The sequence below is a fragment of the Bradyrhizobium huanghuaihaiense genome, assembly GCF_025200885.1.
Lineage (GTDB): Bacteria > Pseudomonadota > Alphaproteobacteria > Rhizobiales > Xanthobacteraceae > Bradyrhizobium > Bradyrhizobium huanghuaihaiense.
In genome coordinates, this window is sequence record NZ_CP104172.1 from 6,513,733 (window position 1) to 6,539,648 (window position 25,916).

Annotated in this window: 20 protein-coding genes; 12 read left to right on the top strand and 8 right to left on the bottom strand. The window is 65.0% G+C overall.

Annotation, left to right across the window (positions count from 1 at the left end; all coding sequences use genetic code 11):
* Window positions 1-78: 78 nt before the first annotated feature.
* Window positions 79-1,479 (bottom strand): CoA transferase, encoded by a 1,401-nt coding sequence (locus N2603_RS30845; RefSeq protein WP_260385090.1) that lies wholly within the window; start codon window positions 1,477-1,479, stop codon window positions 79-81.
* Between the two features lie 53 nt (window positions 1,480-1,532).
* Here N2603_RS30845 and N2603_RS30850 point away from each other — a divergent pair, with 53 nt between their 5' ends.
* Window positions 1,533-1,820, top strand: coding sequence for a hypothetical protein (locus N2603_RS30850; RefSeq protein WP_018647989.1), 288 nt, complete (start codon window positions 1,533-1,535; stop codon window positions 1,818-1,820).
* Window positions 1,821-1,998: 178 nt separating this feature from the next.
* On the top strand, window positions 1,999-2,769 hold the full coding sequence (locus N2603_RS30855) for an SDR family NAD(P)-dependent oxidoreductase (RefSeq protein ID WP_260385091.1): 771 nt from the start codon (window positions 1,999-2,001) through the stop codon (window positions 2,767-2,769).
* Window positions 2,770-2,955: 186 nt separating this feature from the next.
* On the opposite strand, the gene N2603_RS30860 is transcribed toward N2603_RS30855, so the two are convergent.
* Genes N2603_RS30860 through N2603_RS30870 form a run of 3 tightly spaced genes read right to left on the bottom strand, consistent with a single transcriptional unit; the run spans window position 2,956 to window position 8,706 of the window.
* Window positions 2,956-6,411, bottom strand: coding sequence for an error-prone DNA polymerase (locus tag N2603_RS30860; protein ID WP_260385092.1), 3,456 nt, complete (start codon window positions 6,409-6,411; stop codon window positions 2,956-2,958).
* A complete protein-coding gene (locus tag N2603_RS30865; protein ID WP_260385093.1) occupies window positions 6,408-8,003 on the bottom strand; it encodes a Y-family DNA polymerase in 1,596 nt (531 codons plus the stop codon). Before N2603_RS30865 ends, N2603_RS30860 begins: the two co-directional genes overlap by 4 nt.
* The gene (locus N2603_RS30870) at window positions 7,900-8,706 is read right to left on the bottom strand and encodes an ImuA family protein (protein ID WP_260385094.1); all 807 of its coding nucleotides are present in this window, start codon (window positions 8,704-8,706) and stop codon (window positions 7,900-7,902) included. The genes N2603_RS30865 and N2603_RS30870 overlap by 104 nt, the downstream gene beginning before the upstream one ends.
* Window positions 8,707-8,868: 162 nt before the next feature.
* Here N2603_RS30870 and N2603_RS30875 point away from each other — a divergent pair, with 162 nt between their 5' ends.
* The 3 genes from N2603_RS30875 (at window position 8,869) to N2603_RS30885 (ending at window position 13,273) form a co-directional block, all read left to right on the top strand.
* Window positions 8,869-10,104, top strand: coding sequence for a putative DNA modification/repair radical SAM protein (locus N2603_RS30875; protein WP_260385095.1), 1,236 nt, complete (start codon window positions 8,869-8,871; stop codon window positions 10,102-10,104).
* On the top strand, window positions 10,104-11,546 hold the full coding sequence (locus tag N2603_RS30880) for a UdgX family uracil-DNA binding protein (RefSeq protein WP_260385096.1): 1,443 nt from the start codon (window positions 10,104-10,106) through the stop codon (window positions 11,544-11,546). The genes N2603_RS30875 and N2603_RS30880 overlap by 1 nt, the downstream gene beginning before the upstream one ends.
* Before the next feature lie 98 nt (window positions 11,547-11,644).
* On the top strand, window positions 11,645-13,273 hold the full coding sequence (locus N2603_RS30885; RefSeq protein ID WP_260385097.1) for an inorganic phosphate transporter: 1,629 nt from the start codon (window positions 11,645-11,647) through the stop codon (window positions 13,271-13,273).
* 156 nt (window positions 13,274-13,429) lie between these two features.
* Here the strand turns inward: N2603_RS30885 and N2603_RS30890 are convergent, their stop codons facing one another.
* Window positions 13,430-14,602, bottom strand: a complete 1,173-nt coding sequence (locus tag N2603_RS30890; RefSeq protein ID WP_018647997.1) for a M20 aminoacylase family protein — start codon at window positions 14,600-14,602, stop codon at window positions 13,430-13,432.
* Between the two features lie 170 nt (window positions 14,603-14,772).
* Here N2603_RS30890 and N2603_RS30895 point away from each other — a divergent pair, with 170 nt between their 5' ends.
* The 6 genes from N2603_RS30895 (at window position 14,773) to N2603_RS30920 (ending at window position 20,231) form a co-directional block, all read left to right on the top strand.
* A complete protein-coding gene (locus tag N2603_RS30895; protein ID WP_260385098.1) occupies window positions 14,773-16,392 on the top strand; it encodes a GMC family oxidoreductase in 1,620 nt (539 codons plus the stop codon).
* Between the two features lie 11 nt (window positions 16,393-16,403).
* The gene (locus tag N2603_RS30900) at window positions 16,404-17,282 is read left to right on the top strand and encodes an alpha/beta fold hydrolase (RefSeq protein WP_260385099.1); all 879 of its coding nucleotides are present in this window, start codon (window positions 16,404-16,406) and stop codon (window positions 17,280-17,282) included.
* 227 nt (window positions 17,283-17,509) lie between these two features.
* Complete coding sequence (locus N2603_RS30905) at window positions 17,510-18,454, top strand: metallophosphoesterase family protein (protein ID WP_260385100.1); 945 nt, start codon at window positions 17,510-17,512, stop codon at window positions 18,452-18,454.
* 19 nt (window positions 18,455-18,473) lie between these two features.
* Window positions 18,474-18,809 (top strand): cupredoxin domain-containing protein, encoded by a 336-nt coding sequence (locus tag N2603_RS30910; RefSeq protein WP_260385101.1) that lies wholly within the window; start codon window positions 18,474-18,476, stop codon window positions 18,807-18,809.
* Between the two features lie 109 nt (window positions 18,810-18,918).
* Window positions 18,919-19,467: a sigma-70 family RNA polymerase sigma factor gene (locus tag N2603_RS30915; protein ID WP_260385102.1), complete on the top strand. Its 549-nt coding sequence runs from the start codon at window positions 18,919-18,921 to the stop codon at window positions 19,465-19,467.
* On the top strand, window positions 19,464-20,231 hold the full coding sequence (locus tag N2603_RS30920; RefSeq protein ID WP_260385103.1) for an anti-sigma factor family protein: 768 nt from the start codon (window positions 19,464-19,466) through the stop codon (window positions 20,229-20,231). The genes N2603_RS30915 and N2603_RS30920 overlap by 4 nt, the downstream gene beginning before the upstream one ends.
* Window positions 20,232-20,249: 18 nt before the next feature.
* Here N2603_RS30920 and N2603_RS30925 read toward each other — a convergent pair whose 3' ends face one another.
* Together N2603_RS30925 and hpnO are read right to left on the bottom strand one after the other, a co-directional pair.
* Window positions 20,250-20,654, bottom strand: coding sequence for a GFA family protein (locus N2603_RS30925; protein WP_260385104.1), 405 nt, complete (start codon window positions 20,652-20,654; stop codon window positions 20,250-20,252).
* Between the two features lie 114 nt (window positions 20,655-20,768).
* On the bottom strand, window positions 20,769-22,160 hold the full coding sequence (hpnO, locus tag N2603_RS30930) for an aminobacteriohopanetriol synthase HpnO (RefSeq protein ID WP_260385105.1): 1,392 nt from the start codon (window positions 22,158-22,160) through the stop codon (window positions 20,769-20,771).
* 143 nt (window positions 22,161-22,303) lie between these two features.
* Here hpnO and N2603_RS30935 point away from each other — a divergent pair, with 143 nt between their 5' ends.
* A complete protein-coding gene (locus tag N2603_RS30935; protein WP_260385106.1) occupies window positions 22,304-22,966 on the top strand; it encodes a DUF2147 domain-containing protein in 663 nt (220 codons plus the stop codon).
* On the opposite strand, the gene hpnN is transcribed toward N2603_RS30935, so the two are convergent.
* Window positions 22,934-25,522, bottom strand: a complete 2,589-nt coding sequence (gene hpnN / locus N2603_RS30940) for a hopanoid transporter HpnN (RefSeq protein WP_260385107.1) — start codon at window positions 25,520-25,522, stop codon at window positions 22,934-22,936. The genes N2603_RS30935 and hpnN overlap by 33 nt on opposite strands.
* Between the last annotated feature and the right edge of the window lie 394 nt (window positions 25,523-25,916).

Below are 25,916 nucleotides of genomic sequence, written 5' to 3' on the forward strand. Positions count from 1 at the left end.
ATTGAGAGTTCAAACAACCTAAAAAACGCTTCGCGCCTTTCCGTTTGCGTTAAAATTTTGCGACGCGTCAGCCCCACGTCAGTTTCGGGCCGGCCACTGTGCCGAATGACTGCCGAGCGGCATCGCCGGACGGCTCCATTGCGCCGGCGTCTTGGACAGCAGTGCCGAATGCTGCACCGCCTTCAATGTGCCGAAGCCAGATGGCATGGGCTCGATGAACGCCGTATGTACAGCCTCACCCGTAAGATCCGGGGTGTTCAGTCCGCCGTCGAGCCGGCCGAGATTCCACAGCCAGCGGCCGGTCTGCGCCAGCGACACGCGGACGTGCCAGCTGCCGCCTTCGCGCGCTTGGCGTGTCTTGGCCATCATCGCGCCGAACGCCATCAGATAGCCGGTGGCGTGGTCGAGCATCTGCGCCGGCAATTCCTTGGGACCGTGGATGCCGGCGGCCTCTCCCTCGGCCTGGTTGAACCCGGTCGTGGTCTGCACCAGCGAGTCGAAACCGCGCCGCTCGGCCCAGGGGCCGGCATGGCCATAGGCTGACAGCGTGACGTAGACGATGCCGGGACTGATCGTGGCGACCTCTTCGGGCGCAAAGCCGAGGGCGGCGAGCGAGCGCGGGCGATAGCCCTGCGAGAAGATGTCGGCGTCCTTCAGCAGTTCGCGCAATTGCGCCCTGCCCGCCGCGCTCTTGAGCTCGATGAAGGTGGTGAGCTTGCCGCGGCCGGTGTCGATGGTGAGCCAGGGAATGGCCGGCAGCTCGGGCCCGGACACCAGCAGCACATCCGCACCGTGCGCGGCGAGCGTGCGGCCGGCAACGGGGCCAGCGATGACGCGGGAGAGATCGAGCACGCGCAGGCCCGCGAGTGGACGATCGCCTTTCGGCCACGGCCTTGGCGGGGCCTCGCCGATCTTCTCGATCGAGATCAGCGGCAACTCCGCGAGCGCACGCGCCTGCGGCAGCGCCGACCATTCGTCGTGAGAGCGCATCAGCGCGACAACGCCGCCCGCGGCGTAAGCCGCAGTCTCGAAATCCTCGCCCTTCCACTGCATCAGCACGGCCTGCACCTTCTCGCGCTCAGGCTCGCAAGCAAGCACCTTGCAGACGGCCTCGCGGTGATGCGGGAAATTGGTGTGGCAGCGGACGAAGCGGCCATCGCCGGTCCGGTAGACACCGGCGATCGCGTCCCAGGCCGGCGGCGGTGGCTTGTCGTCGAGGCGCAGATAGCGCTCGGAACGGCATTCGGCGACGGCGTGGCGCATGTCGACGGTGACATTTTGCGCCTCGCCGCTGCGCAAGCGCCAGATTTCGACCGCTGCGAGGCCGGCGGCAGCGATCGTGGCTTGTCCGGCAACGGCGACACGAAATGAGGACGGGATTTGCGGCTCGTCCCCGGTCAGGTGCACGCGGTCGAGCGCAGCCGCGTCACCACCGGCAGAGGTCCAGATATCCCTAAGAATATCGGCGGGGCTTTGCATGACCCTTCTCTCCCTTTAGCCTTCAGCATCCTATTAGCACATAAGGAAATGCAATGGCCGCCATCGACCCTCTCACCGCAGGTGCCGTGTTCATCGCAACGGCGGCCACAGACGCGGTCTATGTCATGTTCACCTCGGCCGTGATCGCGCGCAAGCGCATGTCAGCAGCGAACTGGAGCGCCGTCTGGTACATGCTCTCCTCCTACGCCGTGATCAGCTACACTGAGAACCCGTTCTATGTCGCTTTCGCTGCAATCGGCTCATGGGCCGGCGCCTACGCCTCGCTGACCTTCCTGCACCGGCCGCCCGGCGGCCCGCCAGTTGGGGCGTCGCCGGAATGAGGGGGGGCCCGCCTCTCTCCACGTCATTGCGAGGAGCCCTTGCGACGAACCAATCCAGACTGGTTTCCGCAGATGCATTTCTGGATTGCTTCGCTGCGCTCGCAATGACGATGTGGAGGCTTCTGCGGGTCTTCTGAAACAGTTACACTCATTGCACCAACAACAAGGAAAACCAACAATGGATCTCGGTCTCAAAGGCAAGAACGCCATCGTCCTCGGCGGCACGCGCGGCATTGGGCGGGCGATTGCGGCGACGCTGGCCGGTGAAGGCAGCAATGTCGCGGTGTGCGCGCGCAACGCGGATCAGGTTGCGACAACGGTCGCGGAGCTGAAGGCGAGCGGAATCCGAGCCACCGGCAGCCCGGTGGATGTGACCGACGGCGCGGCGCTGAAAAGCTGGATCGAGGGTGCCGCAAAAGAGCTCGGCGGCATCGACATGCTGTTCTCCAATGCCGGCGCAATGGCGCAGGGCGGCGATCCCGCGTCCTGGGAGCAGAATTTCCGGCTCGACGTGCTCGGTGCCGTGCACGCCTTCGACGCCGCGCGGCCGTTTCTCGAGACAAGTGGCGCGAGCAGCGGCGATGCGGCCTTCGTGATCATCTCGTCGATCTCCGCGGCGCAGGCGGACACGGCGAGCTCCTACGGCCCGATCAAGGCCGCGCTGATCCACATGGCCAAGGGACTGGCGCGGCAACATGCGAAGAAGAAGATCCGCGTGAATGTCGTGTCGCCCGGCACCGTCTATTTCAAGGGCGGCGTCTGGGAGATGGTCGAGAAGAACATGCCCGAGCGTTACCAGGACGCGATGAAGCGCAACCCGACCGGCCGGATGGCGACGCCGCAGGAGATCGCCAGCGCGGCGGTGTTTCTGGCGAGCCCGGTGTCGGGGTTCACGACGGGGTCGAACCTCGTCGTGGACGGCGCAATTTCGAACCGGGTGAATTTTTAGTACGATCGCTCAGGCTCCCTCTGCCGTCATGGCCGGGCTTGACGACTGAAAGTGTGGCGCGCACCGCTGCGACACACTCGTCATTGCGAGCGTAGCGAAGCAATCCAGAATCTTTCCGCGGTAACAGTCTGGATTGCTTCGCTGCGCTCGCAATGACGGCGTAGTGGGCAGCCCGCCTTACAACACTCAATGAAAATCTCGCGACGGCGGCAGGATGCGGACGTTGCGGGGGTGGCGGATTTTTTGTGCGGGCATGTCCGCGAGGGCGCGGGGGTCTTCGTTGAGCGGCTCGACGACGGTGGCGCCTGCCGGCACCGGATGTTTGCCGCTTAGGGCATCGTTGGCGAGGCCGACCAGATCGTACGAGCGGTCGATCATGCGCTGGGCGATGAGATGCGTCACCTTTTCGGGGCTGCTCTGGATATAGCCCTCGACCAGGATGAGCCGCGCGCCCATCACCTCCTTGCGGTACTGCTCCATGATCTTTGGCCAGACCACGACATTGGCGATGCCGGTTTCGTCCTCCAGCGTCATGAACACGACACCGCTGGCGCTGCCCGGCCGCTGCCGCACCAGGACCACGCCGGCGCAGCGGACGCGGCGCCGCTCGTTCTCGTGGCTGACATCCTTGCAGGCGACGACGCGCTCGCGCGTAAACATCTCGCGCAAGAATTCCATCGGATGGCCCTTCAGCGACAGCCGGATGGTCTGGTAGTCCGCGACCACCTGCTCGGAACGCGGCATCGCCGGCAGCGGCTTTGCGCCTTCGTCCGGCTGCTCGCGCGCGGTCGCCGCCTCGAACAGCGGCAGCGGCACGTCGTCGGGCAGCCGCCGCACCTGCCACAACGCCTCGCGGCGGTCGAGCCCGAGCGAGCGGAACGCATCGGCATCGGCCAGCAGGATCAGCGCGCGCTTGGGCAGGCCGGTGTCGCGGGCGAAATCTTCCAGCGAGGTGAAGGGGCGGCGGTTGCGGGCCGCGACGATGCGGTCGGCCCAGTCTTCTCTCCTGTCATTCCGGGGCGACGCGGCAGCGTCGAGCCCGGAATCCATTCCTCCAGGCGTATGCGGCCCAATGGATTCCGGGCTCGCGCCGAACGGCGCGCCCCGGAATGACGACTGAGAACGTTTTAGCCTCTCTTCATCTTCATCCAGCCAATGGAAGCCGTCGATCTGGCGGAAGCCCAGGCGCACGGCGCAATACTTGTCTTCTGCATTTTCCAGCGTGTTCTGCGCAAAGCTAAAGGACACGTCGATGTCGCGGATCTCGATACCGTTCTTGCGGGCATCGCCGACGATCTGCGCCGGGGCGTAAAAGCCCATCGGCTGCGAATTCAGGAGGCCGCAGCAGAAGGCGTCGGGATGGTAATGCTTCAGCCACGACGAGATGTAGACCAGTTGCGCGAAGCTCGCGGCATGGCTCTCCGGAAAGCCGTAGGAGCCAAAACCCTTGATCTGGTCAAAGCAGCTTCTGGCAAAGTTGGGATCGTAGCCGCGCGCCACCATGTTGCCGATCAGCTTCTCCTCGTATTGACCGATGGTGCCGACATTGCGGAAGGTCGCCATCGAGCGGCGCAGGCCGTTGGCTTCCTCGGACGTAAAATGTGCGGCCTCGATCGCGATCCGCATCGCCTGCTCCTGGAACAGCGGAACGCCCAAGGTTTTGTGCAGCACATTGTAAAGCTCGTCCTTGTCGCCTTGGTCCGGCGACGGAGACGGATAGCTCACCTTCTCGAGCCCATTTCGCCGCCGCAAATAAGGATGCACCATGTCGCCCTGGATCGGACCCGGCCGCACGATCGCAACTTCAATGACGAGATCGTAGAAGGTCCGCGGCTTCAACCGGGGCAGCATGTTCATCTGCGCGCGGCTCTCGACCTGGAACACGCCCAGCGACTCCCCGGCGCACAGCATGTCGTAAACCCTGGGGTCATCCTGCGGGACACTCGCCAGAACCCAACGCTTGCCCTTGTGCAGATCGATCAGGTCAAAACATTTCCTGATGCAGGTCAGCATGCCCAGCGCGAGCACGTCGACCTTCATCATGCTGAGCGCATCGACGTCGTCCTTGTCCCATTCGATGAAGGTGCGGTCGTCCATCGCGGCGTTGCCGATCGGCACATAGGTGTCGAGCCGGTCCTGGGTCAGCACATAGCCGCCGACATGCTGGGAGAGATGGCGCGGGAATTCGATCAGCTCGGTCGCAAGCTCGACCGCGAGGTTGATCATCGGGTTTTGCGGATCGAGCCCGGCCTGCCTGACCTGCATGTCGTTGAGGCCCTTGCCCCAGCTGCCCCAGACGGTATCGGCGAGCGCAGCGGTGACGTCCTCGGTCAGACCCAGCGCCTTGCCGACATCACGGATGGCACTGCGCGGGCGGTAATGGATGACGGTGGCGATGATCGCGGCGCGGTGGCGGCCATAGCGACGATAGACATATTGCATCACCTCCTCGCGCCGCGAATGCTCGAAATCGACGTCGATGTCGGGCGGCTCCAGCCGCTCCTTGGAGATGAAGCGCTCGAACAGCAGGTCGACCTTGGTCGGGTCGACCGAGGTGATGCCGAGCACGTAGCAGACGGCCGAATTCGCCGCCGAGCCGCGGCCCTGGCACAGGATGTTCTGGCTGCGCGCATAGTGGACGATGTCGTGCACGGTGAGGAAATAGTGCGCGTATTTCAGCTCGGCGATCAGCGCGAGCTCTTTCTTCAGAGTGGCGCGCAGCTTGTCGTCGATCTCGCCGCCGAAATACTTTTGCACGCCCGCCCAGGTCAGGTCCTCCAGATGCCCCTGCGCGGTCTTGCCCGGCGGCACCGGCTCGTCCGGATACTGGTATTTGAGCTGATCGAGCGAGAAGTCGATCCTGTCCGCAAACCGCATGGTCTCCGCGATGGCGTCGGGGAAATCGCGGAACAGCCGCACCATCTCGCGGGGTTCCTTCAGGAAGCGCTCGGCATTGGCCTCGAGCTTCCGCCCGACCGCCTCGATCGTGGTCTTCTCCCGGATGCAGGTCAGCACGTCCTGCAGCGGACGGCGGCCGGGGTCGTGATAGAGCACCTCGTTGGTCGCGAGCAGCGGCACCTTTGCCTTGGCGGCGAGATCGTCGAGCCGCGCCAGGCGCCGCCGGTCGTCGCCGCGATAGAGCAGGCTCGCCGCCAGCCATACGCCCTCGGCGCGGCTGGCTTTGAGCTTGGCGAGGACATCCAGCGCCTGCGCCGGCTCGAAACGATGGGGTAGCGTCAACACCAGGAGCTGGCCTTGCGAAAACTCCAGGAGATCGGCAAAGGTGAGATGACACTCGCCCTTCTCGATCCGCGTGATGTCGTCGCCGCGCTTGCCCCGGGTGAGGAGCTGGCAGAGCCGGCCATAGGCCGCGCGATCGCGCGGATAGACCAGAATGTCGGGTGTGCCGTCGATGAAAACGATGCGCACGCCGATCAGCAGTTTTGGCTTGTGCAGCACCTTGTCATTGTCGAGCTCCTTGTAGGCCCGCACCACGCCGGCGAGCGTGTTGTGATCGGCAATGCCGATCACCGGAATTCCCAAAGCGCTCGCCTGATGCACATAGGCGCGCGGATCCGAGCCGCCGCACAGGAAGGAGAAATTCGTGGTGATGCCGATCTCGGCATAGGCGGACGTAATCATGCGAAGAGACCGTGCACATACCAGCCGGGAGACGCGGGCTTGCCGTCACCGTCGAACACCTCTCCCTCGTAGAGACCGTCGCGAAAGATCCAGAAGCGCAGGCCCTCGGCATCCTCGATGCGGAAATAATCCCGCGTCAGCTGCTTGCCGTCCTGCCGCCACCATTCCATGGCGATGCGCTCGGGTCCTTCCACCCGCACCACCGCATGCAGCGCACGGCGCCAGGTGAACTGATGCGGCGGGCCGTCGGGTACGGTCGCGAACGGCACCTTGATCGGCTCCGGCTTGTCGAACAGCCGCAAGGGACGCAGCGGCGGCTCGCTCTCGGTGCGAACAGGCCATTCGGCCTGCATGGCGGCGGCGAGATGATGCTGTGCAGGCGCGGCCAGCACCGCGCTTTCGGGGATATGGGTATCCTCAGGCAGGTGCACGACGACGCGTTTTCCCCCGATGCGCGCGGCGATGCGATCGATCAAAGCGGCGAGCTCGTCATTGTCGTGGACATGGGCGTCGAGGTCGCGCTGTTCCTGCACCACGATCTCGGTGCGGCTCGCCGACAGGCGCACCATGTCGAAGCCGAACCCGGGATCCAAGGGATCGGCGAGCGCATCGAGACGCTCGCGGAACAGGCGGTCGATCACCGCGCTGCGCGTCACCGGACGCCCGGTCTCGACCATGATCGCGCGCACCGCGCCGTCGGTGCGGAAGAAGGCGGCTTCCAGCCGCCGCGCGCCCTTGCCCTGCTTCTCCATGGACGCGATCAGCGTGTCCGCAAGCCGCGACAGCGTAATCGCAATCATGGTGTCGGTCGCGATCGGCTCGGCAAAGCGCTTCTCGACGATGTAATCGGGCAGCGGCTTGCGCGGATTGATCGGCGCATCGCCCTGCCCCAGCGCATGCGCGAGCAAAGTCGAAAACCGCGCACCGAACCGTGCCGTGATCTCGGAGGGGCTGCGCGAGGCGACATCGCCGATGGTCTTCAGGCCGGCACGACGCAGGCCGGTGGTGATGGCCTCGCCCGCACCGAGCGCGGACACCGGAAACCGGTCGATCGCCGCCCCCTCCCCGCCATCGGCCACGATGGTGCCGGATGCCTGCCGTGTCAGCGTGCGCGCGCAAATCGAAGTGCCGGCGATCGCCGCGCTGACGGCAAAGCCCTGACGTGCGAGGGCACGAACCAGTGTCTGCAACAGTGCCGCTTCGCCGCCGAACAGATGCGCGCAACCGGTGATGTCGAGAAACAGCCCATGCGGCGGATCGAGCGCCACCAGCGGCGTGAAGCGGTCGCACCAGTCGGCGATGTCACTGAGCGTCTTGGCATCGGCCACGACATCGGCGTCGAACACTTTCAGGTCCGGGCACATCGCCCGCGCATTGGCGAGCGGCTGGCCGATGTACAGGCCGAGACGCTCGGCGGTTTCGTCGACCGCATGGATCACCAGCGCATTGTTGTTCTTGATGACGACAATGCTCGGCTCATGATTGGCCTTACCCAGCCCGGCGCTGTTGAAGAACCGCTGGATCCGGTCGATGGGCAGGCGCGGCAGCCACAGGCTGAGAATACGTCGAGGGTTCACTGAACTGGCACTCATCACAATTCCATTCCATGATCCACCGGCCGCACGGGCCATGACGATTGCGCAAGAGCTCGGCATCGAAGCGCGGCGCGCCCCAGGCGCTCCAAGGCGCCGCAGGCATTGAAGCTGAGCCCGGCGGCGAATGCGCCGCGCGCAGCATCCATCGCGTCTCCGCGGTCGAAGGCAGCGGCTGGGCGGCCATGCGCAGCATCAGACCGGTGACGCCGGAGCCTTGCGCAGCCAGCGTCAGCTTGCGGCTCGCCACGAGATCGAACTGCCTGATATCGCCCCAGAGCTCGAGCACGACGACGCCGAGCGCATCGCAGGCGAGCGCATCGGCCGAGGTGCGCAGCGCACTCTCGACATCGGCGGCGCGCACCATCACCACGCGGCGCGGATCGAGGCCGAGCTCGGCGAGCCCGCTCATCGACAGCGCGCCGGCCTCGACTTCCGAAAAATCCTGCCGCACCCACAGCAGCGGCCGGCGCGCTGAGACACGCCCCGCAAGCCCCATGACGAAGCCGGTCGCGGCCGCGCCCTGGCGCCCTTCGCAAAACACCTCGTGGACCGCCGCGCGCGCGAGCCCGCCCTTCAGCACGCGATCGACTTCGCCGTGGCCGAGGGCGACGCGGTCTTGCTGATGCACGACCTCCGCCGTCTCGATGCGCTCGATCTGGCCGCGCAAGGTCGCAAGCGCGCTTGTCCGTGCGCCGCTCATGCTCGCCGCTCCTTCAGGGGTGATTGCCAATGGCTCTCCAAAAGAGAACCAACGACTGGCTCATTTGTTCATGATATGTTCTAATATAAAGCTAACGGCGGCCGAAGAGTCAATCGAATTGGCGGGCCAGGGATTCATGAGCTAAATCAAAGGGATTCCAGGATGGACGTACAACGCAAGCTGGAGATTCTGGCGGATGCCGCCAAATACGACGCGTCTTGCGCCTCCAGCGGCACCGAGACGCGGGATTCCAGCGACGGCAAGGGCATGGGCTCGACCGCGCCCGGCATGGGCATCTGCCATTCCTATGCGCCCGATGGACGCTGCATCTCCTTGCTCAAGGTACTGCTGACCAACGCCTGCAATTACGATTGCCTCTATTGCGTCAACCGCGCCTCCTCCAACGTGCCGCGCGCCCGCTTCACCATCGAGGAGGTGGTCAAGCTGACGCTCGACTTCTACCGGCGCAATTACATCGAGGGCCTGTTCCTCTCCTCCGGCATCATCCGCAGCCCCGACTACACCATGGAGCAGGTGGTCAGCGTCGCGCGAAAGCTGCGCGAGGAGCATCACTTCCGCGGCTATATCCACCTCAAGACCATTCCCGAGGCCGACGACGCCCTGATCGCGGAAGCCGGCAAATATGCCGATCGTCTCTCCATCAACATCGAGATGCCTGAGGAAACGAGCCTTAAGCAATTCGCGCCCGAGAAGGACGTCCGCGCGATCCGCCGCACCATGGGCCGGCTGCGGCTGAAGCTCGACGAGGCCGAGGAAGATCGTAGCGCGAAGACGAAGGCAAAGCCGCAGCGCTTCGCGCCGGCCGGCCAGAGCACGCAGATGATCGTCGGCGCCGATAGCGCCTCCGATCACACCATTCTCCACACCAGCGCCAATCTCTACGGCTCATACAAGTTGAGGCGCGTCTACTACTCCGCCTTCAGCCCGATCCCCGATGCGAGCCGCGCTTTGCCTCTGGTACAGCCACCGCTGCTGCGCGAGCACCGGCTCTACCAGGCCGACTGGCTGATGCGGTTCTACGGCTTTGATGTCGGCGAGATTGTCGACGACAGCGCCATGCTGCCGCTGGACATCGATCCGAAGCTCGCCTGGGCGCTGCGCCATCGCGACCGCTTCCCGCTGGACGTCAACCGCGCCAGCCGCGAGGAGCTGCTGCGCGTGCCGGGCTTCGGCACCAAGGCGGTCGAACGCATCATCGCAACGCGGCGTACCACCACGATCCGCCTCGCCGATCTCGCGCGGCTGCACGTGCCCCGCAACAAGGCGCTGCCGTTCATCGTCCTCAGCGATCACCGTCCCTCACCACATCGGCTCGACGCTGCCGGGCTGATCGAACGATTCAAGCCGAAGGCAACGCAACTGGGATTTGGCTTCTGATGCAGTACATTACCCTCGATACCGAAACCGATTTCGACGGCTGGCGCCAAGCCGCGCGTAGCCTCGTGCTTCACCACGTGCAGCCCAGCGATGTCACCTGGACCGTGAAAGGCGGCGAAGCGGAGTTGTTTGCACCGCCCGCGCCGTCTCCGATCCTCGAGGTGAACGACGGCACCTTCAACGTCTCGGCAAAATTCGTCGAGCTGGCGAAGGCCGCGATCCTGCATCGCGATCTCCAACGCTTTGCCATCCTCTATCGCCTGCTGTTCCGACTGAAGGACAACCACGATCTCATCGAGGTCGCGACCGATCCTGACGTCGCGCAGGTGACGGCGATGGCAAGAGCCGTCCATCGCGACGAGCACAAGATGCACGCCTTCGTGCGCTTCCGCGAAATCGGAAGGGAACGCGCAGCGCATTACGTCGCCTGGTTCGAGCCGGAGCACCACATCGTCGAGCTCGCAGCCCCGTTCTTCGCCAAGCGCTTTGCCGACATGCCCTGGTCGATCCTCACCCCCGATCTGTGCGCGCATTGGGACGGCCATGCGCTCTCGTTCACATCAGGTGTCAGCAAGAGCGAAGCGCCCGGCGAAGACCGGCTGGAGGAAACCTGGCGGCGCTATTATGCCAGCATCTTCAATCCGGCCCGGCTCAAGGTGAAGGCGATGCAGACCGAGATGCCGAAGAAATACTGGAGGAACCTGCCCGAGGCTTCGATCATTAAGCCCTTGATCGAGGATGCCGAGCGCATGACCGGCGCCATGATCGCCCATGCCGCAACCGATCCGCACAAGCCTCAGAAGCGGCCGGAGGCTCCGATGACACGCAAAATTGCTGCCGACGATCTCGAAGCGCTCCGCGAGGAAGCCGCTCATTGCCGCGCCTGCCATCTCTACAAGGACGCGACGCAGACCGTGTTCGGCGAGGGTCCGAAGAACGCCAATATCATGCTGGTCGGCGAGCAGCCCGGCGACAAGGAAGACCTCGCCGGCCACCCCTTCGTCGGCCCGGCCGGCCAGATGCTCGACCGCGCGCTGGAGGAGGCCGGCGTCGACCGCAAGAAGGTCTATGTCACCAACGCCGTGAAGCACTTCAAATTCGTGCCGCGCGGCAAGATCCGCCTGCACCAGAAGCCGAATACGCCGGAGATCCGGGCGTGCCGGCAATGGTATGAGCGGGAAGTTTCGGCACTCCAGCCCGACCTCATCGTCGCGATGGGCGCGACCGCCGCGCAGAGTGTGTTCGGCAAGATCACGCCTATCGGCAAGAACCGCGGCCGGCTGATCGACCTTCCCGACGGCCGCAAGGCGCTGGTGACGGTGCACCCGTCCTATCTGCTGCGGCTGCCCGATCCGGAGGCCAAGATGCTGGAATATCAGCGCTTTGTCGAAGACCTGAAGATCGCCGCCAGCCTGCAGAGGAAATCCGCGCGCGCCGCCTAAATACTGGCGGGAAAACGCTTTTCAACCACCGCTTGTCATCCAGCCTTCAAATCCATCGCGGACAATACCCTTACCTGAAAGTTAAGGGGCGTCCTGACATGACCGATGTAGCATTCGACCGCGCGGTAGCCGATCCCGCGCCGATCCAGCCGGCCTCGCGGCCAAATCTCGACAAGGGCTTCAATCCGCTGACGATGATCCTGTTCTTCGGCATCCTCGCCGCGGGCCTGCTGTTCGTCGCCTACAGCATCTATATCGACGTCAACGCGACCGGCACGCGCGTGACGACCTTCCTGCCCTACATCCTGTTGTTCGTCGCGCTGCTGATCGCGCTCGGCTTCGAATTCGTCAACGGCTTCCACGACACCGCCAACGCGGTGGCGACCGTGATCTACACCCACTCACTGCCAGCCGAAGTCGCCGTGATGTGGTCGGGCTTCTTCAACTTCCTCGGCGTGCTCCTGTCCTCCGGCGCCGTCGCCTTCGGCATCGTCTCGCTGCTGCCGGTCGAGCTGATCCTCCAGGTCGGCTCCAGCGCCGGCTTCGCCATGGTGTTCGCGCTGCTGATCGCGGCGATCCTGTGGAATCTCGGCACCTGGTTCTTCGGCCTGCCCGCCTCCTCCTCGCACACGCTGATCGGCTCGATCATCGGCGTCGGCATCGCCAACGCCGTCATGCGCGGCCGCGACGGCACCTCGGGCGTGGATTGGACCAAAGCCACCGAGATCGGCTACGCGCTGCTGCTGTCGCCGCTGTTCGGCTTCATCTGCGCCGCCGTGCTGCTGCTGCTGCTCAAGTTCATCGTACGCAACCCGGCCCTGTACTCTGCGCCCGAGGGCAACAAGGCCCCGCCGCTCTGGATCCGCGGGCTGCTGATCGCCACCTGCACCGGCGTCAGCTTCGCGCACGGCTCGAATGACGGCCAGAAGGGCATGGGCCTGATCATGCTGATCCTGATCGGCACCGTGCCGACCGCCTACGCGCTCAACCGCGCGCTGCCGGAATCCCAGGTCGCCCAGTTCCAGAAGACCTCGGAAGCCGCCTCGAAGGTGATCTCGGCGAAAGGCGCCGGCCACAGCATCATCGGCGATCCCCGTCCGGCGGTGACGCAGTACATCACGCTGCGCCACATCAACGAGGGCACCTATCCCTCGCTCGCCGTGCTGGTGAAGGACGTCGGCGACCAGGTTGCCAAGTACGGTTCGCTGAACAAGGTCCCGGCGGAAGCCGTCGGCAACACCCGCAACGACATGTACATGACGTCGGAAGCGATCCGCTTCCTGATGAAGGACAAGGAGAACGATCTCAACAAGGAGGAGATCGCGACCCTCAACGCCTACAAGGGCTCGCTCGACTCTGCCACGAAGTTCATCCCGAACTGGGTGAAGATCGCGGTCGCCATCGCGCTCGGCCTCGGCACCATGATCGGCTGGAAGCGCATCGTCATCACCGTCGGTGAGAAGATCGGCAAGTCCCATCTCACCTACGCGCAGGGCGCCTCGGCCGAGCTCGTGGCCGCCGCCACGATCGGCGCCGCCGACGTGTTCGGCCTGCCGGTCTCGACCACGCATGTGCTGTCGTCGGGCGTCGCGGGGACCATGGCCGCGAACGGTTCGGGCCTGCAATGGTCGACGATCCGCAACCTGCTGATGGCCTGGGTGCTGACGCTGCCCTGCGCGATCATGCTGTCGGCCACGCTCTACGTGATCTTCTCACGGATCTTCTGAGTTCCTCTCCCTCTCCCCGTTCTTACGGGGAGAGGGTTGGGGTGAGGGGCTGCTTCCGCGATCACAGTGAGAGACGGGCTCGCGGAGAGTCCCCCTCACCCGATCGCTTACGCGATCGACCTCTCCCCGCAAGCGGGGCGAGGTGAACAAGAGACCTTACGACGCCGCCAGCTGTTCCTCGACCAGCTTCACCCAGTAGGACGTGCCGAACACGATCGCCTCGTCGTTGAAATTGTAGGCGGGGTGATGCAGGCCGGCGCTGTCGCCGTTGCCACAGAAGATGAAGGCGCCGGGGCGCGCTTCCAGCATGTAGGCGAAATCCTCGCCGCCCATCAGCGGCGGCATCTCGTGCACGTTGGCATCGCCTGCGACCTGCTTGGCAATACCCCGCGCCACCTCGGTCTCGGCGGCGTGGTTGTTCACGACGGGATAATTGCGCTTGTAGTGCAGGTCGATCTTGGCGCCGGTGATCTGCGCCACGCCCGCCACCACCTCGTGCACGCGCTTCTCGACCAGCTTGCGCACCTCCGGCGACAGCGTCCGGATGGTGCCCCGCAGCGTCGCGGTCTGCGGAATGACGTTGCGGGCGTTGCCGGCGTGGAATTCGCAGATCGAGATCACCGCCGATTCCAGCGGATCGACGCTGCGCGCCACGATCGACTGCAGCGCCGTGATCACCTGCGCGCCGACCAGCACGGAATCGATGCATTTGTGCGGGCGCGCGGCATGGCCGCCGAGACCCTCGATCATGATGTCGACCTCGTCGGTCGCCGCCATGATCGGCCCCTGCCGGATCGCGAACGAGCCGATCGGGATGCCCGGACCGTTGTGCATGCCGTAGACCTGCTCGATGCCGAAGCGTTCCATCAGGCCGTCCTTGACCATGGCCGCGCCGCCGGCGCCGCCCTCCTCGGCGGGCTGGAAGATCACGATCGCATCGCCGGCGAAGTTGCGGGTCTCGGCGAGATAGCGGGCGGCACCAAGCAGCATCGCGGTGTGGCCGTCATGGCCGCAGGCGTGCATCTTGCCCGGGGTCTTGGAGGCGTAAGGCAGGTTGGTCTGCTCCTCGACCGGCAGCGCGTCCATGTCGGCGCGCAGGCCGATCACCTTGAGCCCCTCGCCGGCCGGCTTGCTGCCCTTGATCACGCCGACCACGCCGGTCTGGCCAAGGCCGGTCACGACCTCGTCGCAGCCGAACTCGCGCAGCCGGTCCGCCACGAATGCTGCGGTGCGGTGGACGTCATACAGCAGCTCGGGGTGCTGGTGGATGTCCCGGCGCCAGGCCTGAATATCGGGTTGAAGGTCGGCGACACGGTTCACGATGGGCATGGAGGGTCTCAAGCTTTGTTGGGAATACAGGACTGTCTACCATGCAAGCGTCAGTCCACCCAACTCCCTGCGATCGGGGTCTGGCCCTGACGAACAGACATGGCCGGGCTTGTCCCGGTCCGGCAGGTCTGCCTATTAGGACGGAACGTTAAGCGACGGGTGGAAGCAGAATGCCGAGACGGCTCGAAGGTGAATTTGACTACATTGTCGTCGGCGCCGGCACGGCCGGCTGCGTCATCGCCAACCGGCTCTCGGCAGATTCCCGCAACCGGGTGCTCATCCTCGAAGCCGGCGGCGACGACAACTGGATCTGGTTCCACATCCCCGTCGGCTACCTCTTCGCGATCGGCAATCCGCGCTCCGACTGGATGTTCAAGACCGAGGCCGAACCGGGCCTGAACGGCCGCGCGCTGGCCTATCCCCGCGGCAAGGTGATCGGCGGCTGCTCGGCGATCAACGCCATGATCTCGATGCGCGGCCAGGCCGCCGACTACGATCACTGGCGTCAGCTCGGCATGACCGGCTGGGGCTATGACGACGTTCTCCCACTGTTCAAGCGCCTCGAAGACCACTTCCTCGGCGCCAGCGAACATCACGGCGCCGGCGGCGGCTGGCGCATCGAGGCACCGCGGCTGTCCTGGGCCGTTCTCGATGCCGTCGGGGACGCCGCGGAAGAAATGGGCATCAAGCGCATCCCGGACTTCAACACCGGCGACAACGAAGGCACCAGCTATTTCCACGTCAACCAGAAGCGCGGACGGCGCTGGTCCTCGGCGCGCGGCTTCCTCAAGCCCGCGCTGAACCGCCCCAATTTGCGGCTCGAGAAGCACGTGCTGGTCGACCGCCTCATCATAGAGCAGGGCCGCGCCGTCGGCGTGCGCTTCATCCAGAACGGCGAGATCATCGAGGCGCGCGCGAAACGCGAGGTGGTGCTCTCGGCAGGCTCCATCGGCTCGGTGCAGGTGCTGCATCGCTCCGGCATCGGGCCGGCCGACTGGCTCTCGCCGCTCGGCATCGACATCGTCATGGACAAGCCCGGCGTCGGCCGCAATCTGCAGGACCATCTGCAGCAGCGCGCGATCTACAAGGTGGAGGGCGTACGCACGCTGAATGAGACCTATTACAATCTGTTCCGCCGCGGCCTGATGGGGCTCGACTATGCTTTCCGCCGCCGCGGTCCTCTGACCATGGCGCCGTCGCAGCTCGGCATCTTCACGCGCTCCGATGCGACGCGCGCCCGTGCCAACATTCAGTTCCATGTGCAGCCGCTGTCGCTCGACAAGTTCGGCGATCCCCTGCACCGCTTCCCCGCCATCACGGTCAGCGCCTGCAATCTGCAGCCGACCTCCCGCGGCACCGTGCGGCTGCGCGCGACAACGCCTGATGAGAAGCCGATCATCGCGCCAAACTACCTGTCGACCGAGGACGACCGCCAGGTCGCCGCCGACGCCATCCGCACCACGCGGCGCCTGATGCAGCAGAAGGCGCTGGCAAAATATCGCCCGAGCGAATATCTGCCCGGCCCCTCCGTCGGCGACGACGACGCCTCGCTCGCGAAGGCCGCCGGCGATATCGGCACCACCATCTTCCACCCCGTCGGCACGGCCAAGATGGGCACGGCGAACGACCCGATGGCCGTGGTCGACGAACGCCTGCGCTTCTACGGCCTTGGCAATTTGCGCATCGTCGATGCCTCGATCATGCCGACCATCACCTCGGGCAACACCAACACGCCGACGGCGATGATTGCGGAGAAGGGCGCGACCATGATCCTGGAGGATGCGAAGTAGCATCCGTCCCCATGGTCAGCCAGCGCTTTTCAATCGGCCCCGCCGGCGGAGAGATCGCCGTGTTGCAATGGGGCGAGAGCGCGAAACCACCTGCTCTGCTCGTGCACGGCACCGGTTTCGTCGCCGATGTCTGGGACGAGGTCGCGCGCGAGCTTGCATCGATCTATACCGTCTATGCACTCGATCGCCGCGGCCACGGCGCTAGCCACAAGCCTGGAGCCTATCACTTCCTGGACTTTGCCGAGGACGTCTGTCGGGTCATCGATGCGCTCGGGCTGCGCGACATCTACGGCATCGGCCACAGCGCCGGCGCGACCGATCTTGTGCTGGCGGCAACGCTATTGCCCGGCCGTTTCACACGCCTGTTCGTGATGGAGCCGACCATCATGGACCCGCGCGTGGCACGCTCCGGCGGATTGGACGAAGACTCCCTGTCCCGCGTGCAAGGCGCGCTGCGCCGTCAGGCAGAATTCGACAGCCCCGATGCCGTCTTCAACCGCTACCGCGCGGCACCGGCATTTGCGGATTGGACAGAGGCCTCGCTGCGCGCCTATGTGCAACACGGCTTCGTGCCCCTCGATGATGGCCGTGTACGGCTTTGCTGCACGCCCGAGATTGAGTTCGCGATGCTGCGTCCGATCTACGAGGCGATGACGCAGGTTTACGTTGGCGATGCCCGCGGCAATCCGTTTGGAGGGCTGGCCGAGATCGACTGCCCGGTGCGCATCACGACCGCCACAAAATCGGGGCCAATCTACAAGGAGATGGTGCAACGCGCCGTGTCGCTGATACCGCGGGTCAGCACGCTGGTCTTTGAAGGTGCCGGGCATTGTGTGGCGCAGGAAGTGCCCGCGGCCGTGGTGAAGGCCGTGAATGAGTTCGCGAAATAGATCTCGTGCCCCGGACGCGCTGCAGCGTGCAACGCTGCTGCGCAGAGCCGGGGCCTAGACCGCCCGAGCCGCGTGGGTCCCGGCTCTGCGGCGCACCGCCAAAAGGCGCTGCACCCCGTCCGGGACACGAAATCCCCCTCACGAAATCGTCATCGCATCCGGGAATAACTCCCCCGCTTCCGCAATCACCTCCCCGAAGCCCAATTCCGGGTGAGAGGAGATGCGCGATGAGCGGACAAGATCACGGGGATGACGGCGTCAGCCGCCGCAAGGTGCTGGAATGCATGACCTGGGCCGGCACCGGGGTGCTCTGGACCGTGACGGGCGGCGTGCCACGCTCGCTCGGCATCATCGATTCCGCCGAGGCCGCAACGGCGGCGACGCCCGGCATGAGCTTCCTCCAGATCAGCGACAGCCATGTCGGCTTCGACAAGCCGGCCAATCCCAACGCGCTCGGCACGCTGGAGGAGGCCGTGAACAAGATCAACGCGATGCCGGCAAAGCCATCGTTCATGATCCACACCGGCGACATCACGCATCTGTCGAAAGCGGCCGAATTCGACAACGCCGAGCGCATCATCTCGCAGACCAAGCTCGACGTGCACTACGTTCCCGGCGAGCACGACTTCATCGATGAGGAGGTGAAGCTCTATCGTGAGCGCTACGGCCGCGGCACCAAGGGCCACGGCTGGTACTCGTTCGACGCCGGCGGCGTGCACTTCGTCGGCCTCGTCAACGTCGTCGACCTCAAGGCCGGCGGTCTCGGCAATCTCGGCGCCGAGCAGCTCGCCTGGCTCGAGGACGACCTGCGCGGCAAGTCGAAATCGACACCGATCGTGCTGTTCGCCCACATCCCGCTCTGGACCGTCTATCCCGAATGGGGCTGGGGCACCGAGGACGGCGGTCGCGCGCTGGAACACGTCAAGGGTTTCGGCTCGGTCACCGTGCTGAATGGGCATATCCACCAGGTGATGCAGAAGGTCGAGGGCAACGTCACCTTCCACACCGCGCGCTCCACCGCCTTCCCGCAGCCGGCGCCGGGAGCTGCCCCTTCACCCGGACCGATGAAGGTCGAGGACGCAAAGCTCCGCTCCATGCTTGGGGTAGCCAGCATCAACTTCAAGCAGAACGAGCAGCGGCTCGCGATCATCGACACGCCGCTGCAGGGCTAAGGTTGAACGGACGCTAACAATGAAGACACTCAACCGCCGCGACTTCGGTGTCGACCTCGGTCTCGCGCTGGCCGCGGCCATGCTGTTGCCCGCAACCAAAGCCCGCGCCGACGACCTGGACGTGCATATCGATAATTTCGTGTTCCAGCCGGCCGAGCTCAAGATCAAGGTCGGCACCACCGTGACCTGGACCAACCGGGACGACATTCCGCACACCATCGTGTCCGCCGGCAAGTTCAGGTCCAAGACCCTGGATACCGACGACAAGTTCTCCTTCACCTTCACCAATGCGGGCGACTACAAATATTTTTGTTCGCTGCACCCGCACATGACGGGGATGATCAAGGTTGAGTAACGTCTCCAACCAAGGCATCAACGTCCTGCCCGGCCGGTGGTCCCACGCCGGCCGGGCGCATGCGCCCGCGGTCACGGCAAAAGAAGAACCAGAGGCAAAGCGAGGAGCGATGCCCGCCACCGACGATGTGCAGAAGGCACGGCGCTTCCGCGAGGCGGCGCTGCCCTATCTCGACGACGTCTACACGCTCGCGCGCTATCTGCTGCGCGATGCTTCCGACGCCGAGGATGCGGTGCAGGAGTGCTATCTGCGCGCGCTGAAGCATTTTGACAGCTACCGCGGGCCGGCGATGAAGCCCTGGCTGTTCGCGATCCTGCGCAACGTCTGCAACGCAGAATACGCAAGGCGCGCGCACCGGCCCAGCGCGATCGAGGACACGCCCGGCGCCGACGAGCAGACGCCGCTCTGGCAGGAGACCGAGGCGAGCCCCGAGACTGAAGTGCTGCGCAGCCGCGATGCCGGCGCGATCCGCAAGCTGATCGACGCGCTCGCCGAGCCATTCAAGGAAACCCTCGTGCTGCGTGAGATCAACAACCTGTCCTATCGTGAAATCGCCGAGGCCGTCGGCGTCCCCGTCGGCACCGTGATGTCCCGCCTCGCCCGCGCCCGCGCCATGCTGCGCGCAGCCTGGACGGCGGAAGAGGAGCAAGCGAAATGACCTGCGACGAAGCAAGGATCCTGCTTCACGCGCTGCTCGACAACGAGCTCGACGCCGGCCATGCGCGCGAGGTCGAAGCGCATATCGCGAGCTGCCCGGCCTGCGCCGCCGAGCTTGCCGCGCAGCGCGAGATGCACCGCGCGCTGGCAGATACCAATCTGCGCTACACCGCGCCGGCGGACTTGCGCGCCCGCATCGAGGCCTCGCTGCCGCAGCCGCAACGCCAGCAACCGAGCCGCCGCTCCGTGCTGCGCGGCTTTGCGATGGGCTCGGCCGTCTCTGCGCTTGCCGCCTCCGGCGTGGTCGCCGTGGTGCTACGCCAGGACGACCAGCAGCGCATCCTGTCGGAGGTCGTCTCCGCGCATCTGCGCTCGCTCCAGGCCGGACACCTCACCGACGTGGTCTCGACCGACCAGCACACCGTCAAGCCCTGGTTCAACGGCAAGCTCGACGTCGCCCCGCCGGTGATCGACCTCACCGCCCAAGGTTTTACGCTGGTCGGCGGCCGGCTCGACTACATCGACGCCCGCGCGATCGGCGCGGTGGTCTACCGGCGCCGGCAACACGTGATCAATCTGTTCGTGTCGCAAACCGCGAGCACCGAGCACCGCCCGCCGAAGACCCAGACCATGCAGGGCTTCAACTGCCGCCGCTGGGGCGGCCGCGGCCTGAACTTCTGGGCCGTCAGCGATCTCGGCGCCGACGAGCTCGCCGAATTCGTCGACAAGTTCGAAGCGGCAATGAAGGCGAATGTGGAGGGGTAGCTGCGCCGATACACGCCGTCATTCGAGCGGAGGAAACCGTTCGAACACCGGCAGCTCATGAACCTGCTCCATCCAGCCGATCCGCTCGGCGACCTGGATGTGCATCGTCGCCGGAACGGCGTCGGGGTCGTCGTAGGTGCCGCTCTGGATGTCGATGACGCCAGGCATCAGGTTCTCGTTGATGTAGAACAGCCCCGTGCCGCAATCGGCGCAGAAGTGCCGGCGTCCGTGCTCGGAGGAATGATAGATCTTGGGCTGGCCGCGGACCACCTTGACTGCATCGAGCGAATACATCGCCCAGCCGACCATCGGTGCTCCGGCGTGACGACGGCAATCCACGCAATGGCAGAGTGCGTGCACTATCATGTCGCCGTTCACTTCATAGCGGATCGCACCGCAATGACAGCCGCCAGTCACGGGCATGGCTCACTCCTCTCCCGGTCAGGCCAATGCCGGGAAGGTAAGGCCGATTTGGAGTTTCAGGAGGCGGACTGCTTCAGCAGGTCGCAGGTCGCGACACCAGGCCGCGGCGGAGCCTCAGGCCGACCGCCGCACCGCGTTGTCCACCAGCGTCTTGCCGAGCGACCAGATCGCACCGGGGACCTTGTGGCTGCCGGCGATGACGTCGTCGAACGCCTTCTCGATCCAGCTGCAATCTTCCTCGGTGATGGTGAGCGGCGGCAGCAGCTTGATGGTGTGGCTGCCGTGGCCGGCGACTTGCGTGAGGATCTTGTGATCCTTGAACAGCGGCACGGTGATGAGCTGGCAGAACAGGCCCTTGTTGGCGGCCTCCAGCACGTTCCACGAGGCGCGCAGGCGCAGCGATTTCGGCGGGCCGAACTCGATGCCGATCATCAGGCCCTTGCCGCGGACTTCCTTCAACAGCTCGTAGCCGGGCACCATGCGCGTCAGCGCCAGGCGCAGCTCGGCGCCGCGCTTGGCGGCCGCATCGATGAGCTTCTCCGATTCCATCACGTCGAGCGTGGCGATGCCCGCGGCCATGGCGAGGTCGTTCTTGGAGAAGGTGGAGCCGTGCACGACCGCACGGTCCATCTGGTTGAAGATCTTGTCGAAGATGCTCTTGCGCGTCAGCACCGCGCCGACCGGCACGTGGCCGCCCGAGAGCGACTTCGACAGCAGCACCATGTCGGGCTCGACGTTCCAGTGCTCGACCGCGAGGAAGCGGCCGGTGCGGCCCATGCCGGTCTGGATCTCGTCGGCAACGAACAGCGTGCCGTACTTCTTGCAGAGCGCGGCGGCGCCGGGCAGGAACTCGTCGGTGGGCAGGTTGACGCCCTTGCCCTGGATCGGCTCGACGATGAACGCCGCGACCTCGCGCGAGGCCAGCGCCTTTTCGAGCGCGGCCAGGTCGTTGAACGGGACCGGGGTGCAGCCCGGCAGCAGCGGCTCGAAACCGGTGCGGAAGTTCGAATCACCCGTCAGCGACAGCGCGCCATAGGTCAGGCCGTGATAGCCGTGGGCGCAATAGACGATGCCGGGGCGGCCGGTGGCCCCCCGTGCGAACTTGATCGCGGCCTCAACGCATTCCGCGCCGGAATTGGCAAAGAACACCTTGTCGAGATAGGGGACGTATTTCAGCAGGCGCTCGGCCAGCACGCCGGCGAGCGTCGAGACGTCGAACTGGACGAGGTTGGGCAGGTCGGCATCGAGCACGCTCTTGAGCGCCTCGCGCATGACCGGATGGTTGCGCCCGATCGCAAACACGCCAAAGCCGGACAACAGGTCTAGGTAGCGCGCGCCCTCGCGGTCGTAGAGGTACTGCCCCTGCCCCTTCTGAAAGCCGACATCGTAGCCGATGGTCTTCAGGACCCGGACGAACTGCTCGTTCAGATACCGATTATGCAGGGCGCTGCGCTGGGCCTGCCGGTCCGCGAACAGCTGAGACATGTCTGGATTTGGACTGTGCATCCGCTACATACTTCGGTTGAGGGCCGTCTCGTCAACTGGAAAACGGACCGTTACTGTAAACGGTCTGTGCGGCCTTTTGCCCTTTTTCGGACCATCTTCGCAAGCACAGCTTTTAGATCATGTTGCACTGCCAAGGAACACTCATGCGTTTGGCCCTTTACACCGGAATTATACTGGCTGGCGGTTACGCCTACCTGACTCCGGCCCTCGCCGCCGATCCCACCGGCGACTGGCGGGTCGCCGACGGCGTCGCCAACATCCGCGTCGCCCAGTGCAATGGCAGCATGTGGGGCGCGGTTTCCTGGGAAAAGAAGCCCGGCGGTCGCGACGAGAACAACCCGGATGTCTCGAAAAAGAACAGGCCCACGCTGGGCATGCCGACCCTGATCGACATGAAGAAGAAGCCCGGCGCCGATCAGTGGGAAGGACAGGTCTATAACGCGCAAGACGGCCAGACCTACAGTGCGACCATCACACCTGTCGGCACCGACCAGCTCGAAATCAAGGGCTGCGTGATGGGCTTCCTCTGTGGTGGCGAGACCTGGACCCGAGTCGGGCCGCCGATCCCCTTGAGCCCCGCCAATGCCATGGCCAAGGGCGCGCCGAAGTCCGCCGGCGCGGCGCCGAAAGCCCAGGGAGCACAACAGGCAGCGCAACAAGCAGCCCCGCCCCCCCAAGCCACCACGGGCGCCACAGCGTCTGCGCCGGCCGCGAAGACCGCCGCGACCAAGCCCGGTCAGAAGGCCGCCGCCGATCCCGTCGGCGACATCTGCCTACTCCCTGACATTGCGGGGCTTGCCCATTAGGGCCGGCTGGAACAGCAGCACCGCGGCGAGCGTCGTCACCAGCGAGAGCGCCAGCAGCTTGCCCATGCTCGACGTGCCGGGATGGCTCGACAGCCACAGGCTGCCGAACGCGGTCGCCGTCGTCAGCGCGCTGAAGAAGATCGCGCGCGTCAGGCTGGTCTGAAGCAGGTTTGTTCTGCCGGAGCGCCAGGCCACGACATAATAGATCTTGAACGCGACGCCGACGCCGAGCAGCAGCGGGAACGCGACGATGTTGGCGAAGTTGAGCGGCAGACCGATCAACACGCAGATTTCGAGCGTCACGGCGCCGGCAACCAGAAGCGGCACCAGTGTCATCAGCACGTCCACGAACCGGCGCAGCGTGATCCACAGCAAGAGGCCGATTACGAGCAGCGCGTAGATGCCGGCGTGGATGAACGCCTTCACCACGGTGTCGCCGGACTTCAGGATCGAGACCGGCCCGCCGATCGCGGTCGGCTCGGCCTTGAGCACCGCCGCCGCAAACTTGCGCAGCGTGTCGTTGTCGTTGGGATCGCCCTTGGGCAGCGCCTCGACGCGGATGATGCCGTCCTTGCTCTTCCAGGCGCTGACGAGGTCGGGCGGCAGTGAGCTCAGGGTGACGGGGCCTGCCTGCAACGCGTTCCTGAGCTGGTCGAACACGATCTTCATCGGCGTGACGAAGACGTCCTGCGCCTTGTTGCGCGTGGCCTCGTCGCCATTGGCGAGCTTCTCGAGCGCATCGGCGAGCCGGCGCGAGGCGACCGCGCCCGGGCCCTTCGCGTCACCGGCGGTCCGGCGCAGATTGTCGACCGACGATTTCAGCGATTCCACGTTCTCCTGGTCCGTCGGCGCCGCATCGATCTGATCAGGATTGAGCGCGGGGTTCAGCACCTTGGCGCCCTGCGCGATCAGCTTCAGCTTCGGCTGCTGGTCCTGCGGCACGAAGCTGTCGAGTGACATCACCCGGAGCACCTCGGGCACCTTCTCCAGCTTCGCCTGGACCTGTCTTGCCTGCTCCTCCGTCGTGGTCATCACGTTGATGGCATTGGCGCCGGTGTTGGGATCCTTGCGCAGGTCGAGGAAGGTCGCGATCGACTCGGCGTGCGGATTGCGCAGATTCATCGGGTTGAAGTCGAACTTCATGAAGTAGAGCAGCGGCAGGCCGGCGAGCGCGAGCAGCAGCGTGCCCCCGACGACCAGCACGCGGTGCTTCTCCAGAAAGTGGTCGAGCGGTGCCAGAAAGGCGTAACCGACCGGCTCCATCTCGCCGGGCGGGTTCAGAAGCTTCAGCAGCGCCGGCAGAACGGTGATCGAGGAGAGGAAGGCCACCAGCATGCCGACGCCGGCGATCTGGCCCAGCTCCGCGATGCCCTGGTAGTCCGTCGGCATGAAGCAAAGGAAGCCGGCTGCGGTCGCCATCGCCGCGAGCGACAGTGGCACCGCCGAGCGTTTCGCAGCCAGCACCAGCGCACCGGAGAGGTCGTTGTGCTTGTAGCGCTCCGAGCGATAGCGGACGCTGTACTGGATGCCGAAATCGACGCCGAGGCCGACGAACAGCACCGCGAACGCGATCGACAGCAGATTGAACGATCCGACCATCATCAGGCCGGCTGCGGTCGTGATCGCGAGGCCGACGAAGAGATTGACGAACACGGCGAAGATGATCTTCGCCGAATGCAGCGCCAGCCACAGGATCAGCAGCACGACGAGGACGGTGCCGACGCCGTTGACGACAGCGCCTTCCTGGACGGTCGCGTATTCCTCGTTCGCGATCGGGACCGGACCGGTCAGGCGCACCCGTGCCTGGAATTTGGTCGGGAAATCGAGGTCGGCGGCCGCCTTGCGGATTGCGTCGGTGGCGTCCTTGCCGGGCTCCAGCGCGTTGTAGTCGAGGATCGGCTTGAACTCGATGAAGGCCCGCTTGTCCGAATCCGACAGCGGCTCGTCGCTGACCAGCTCGCGCCAGGAGAAGCTCGCATTGCCCTTGTTGAGCACGGTCTCGACGGTCTGCGCGATCTGGTTGAAGGGTCGCGCGGTGCCGTCGAGGTTCACCTGCCCCCGCTTGACGCCGGCAAGCCCGGTCTCGAGCGCGCCGGTCAGGCCGCGGATCGAGGGATCGCCCGCCATGATCTCGATCAGGGGCGCTGCGGATTCGAATTGACTGGTCGCCTTGGCAACCTCTTCGGTCGGCAGGAACAACAGGCCATTCCGCTCGAAGAACTCGCCGGTGCCGAGCTGCTGCATCGACACGAAATTGGTCTTGTCGTCTTTCAGCTTCGCGTAGAGCGCATCCGCCGCGGCGGTCGCCATCTCCGGCGTCCTCGCCTCGACGACCGCCAGAATCGTCGCATCGCGGTCGAAGGCGCGGTCGAACTGCTGGTCGCGCTGCCGCCAGTCGAGATTTTTGGCAATCAGCGAATTGATGTCGGTGTTGATGGCGAAATGGCGCGCAGCGTAATAGCCCGCGGCCACCGACAGCAGGAGCCCGAGAACGACGACGAGGGAGGCAAGCCGGGTGCAGGCCCTGACGATGGCAACGACTACGCTTTGCAGCACTTCTTTTCTTTCTGCGGTTAACAGCTTGCCGGAAACGCCCGCTGTTTATCGGAGTTCCCGGGCGAAACCTATTGCTGTTTTGAGTGGTTCTCGCCGCAAGAAGGTTCGAGGTAAACGGCGGAAGACCGTGGCAAAATCATGCGGGGCGGTCGGTATAGCCGTGCAGTTGAGGCGGGAAAGTGACGAAGGGGTGAGCACAAATGTCGCCATTCTGCTCACGGCATTTCCTATACTATGCTACCGCAAAACTCAGCTGGCGGGGAACTATAGTTTCATCTGAGCTTTCCTTTCTGCCGATTTTTTGACACAAAGTGCTGTGCCTCCATGCGTCGGGCCCAGTTGGGGTGGGCAGTTACCGCGTGCGCGAGGCCAGTGGTGCGTTTATTGCAACCCA